We start from the raw sequence: 702 nt of genomic DNA, 5'->3' as shown, positions 1-702 counted from the left end.
GCGTGCAGGCGAGGCTGGGCGAGGGGACCTGGCGGCCCCCCCCCCCCCCCCCCCCCCCCCCCCCCCCCCCCCCCCCCCCCCCCCCCCCCCCCCCCCCCCCCCCCCCCCCCCCCCCCCCCCCCCCCCCCCCCCCCCCCCCCCCCCCCCCCCCCCCCCCCCCCCGTCTTACCGCCGCCCTCGCCGTGCCGGGGGCCGGTCTCGCCACCGCGCTCGGCCTCGTCGGGGACAACGGCGGCGACTGGGCGGGCGGCGGACGCGCGGGCGGCGTGCAGGCGAGGCTGGGCGAGGGGACCTGGCGGCTGTACGGGCAGGCCGAGCAGGTGCTCGACGGGCACAGCGCGGGGCTGCTCGTCGTGGCCGCCCACACCGGGGGCTTCGCCCGTTCCCGTACGCTCCTCTTCCTCGTACGGGAGGACGCGCGCGGCATGGTGCGGGCGCGGCAGACCGCGCTCGACGAGACCCGCACCCAGGCCCGCGTCGAACTGCGCGATGTGAGAGCGGAGTTGCTCGGCGACGACGACGCGTCCGACGTGCCCGCCGCACTCGCCGCCGCCGGTGACGTGGCCGCCACCGTGCTCGCCGCCGAGGCCGTGGGAGCCGCCGACCGGGCGCTGGAGCGGACCCTGGAGCACGTGCGGCAGCGCAAGCAGTTCGGCCGGCCGATCGGGTCCTTCCAAGCGGTCAAGCACCGCCTCGCGGATG

The 702-nt window shown here is 81.1% G+C and carries 1 pseudogene; it reads left to right on the top strand.

The features are described from left to right. Positions 1 to 164: 164 nt before the first annotated feature. Positions 165 to 702, top strand: a pseudogene (locus tag AB8Z36_RS41740) (acyl-CoA dehydrogenase family protein); the annotation flags it as partial.

Source organism: Streptomyces flavofungini (assembly GCF_041028215.1).
Lineage (GTDB): Bacteria > Actinomycetota > Actinomycetes > Streptomycetales > Streptomycetaceae > Streptomyces > Streptomyces flavofungini_B.
This window is presented reverse-complemented; position numbering and strand designations above follow the sequence as displayed.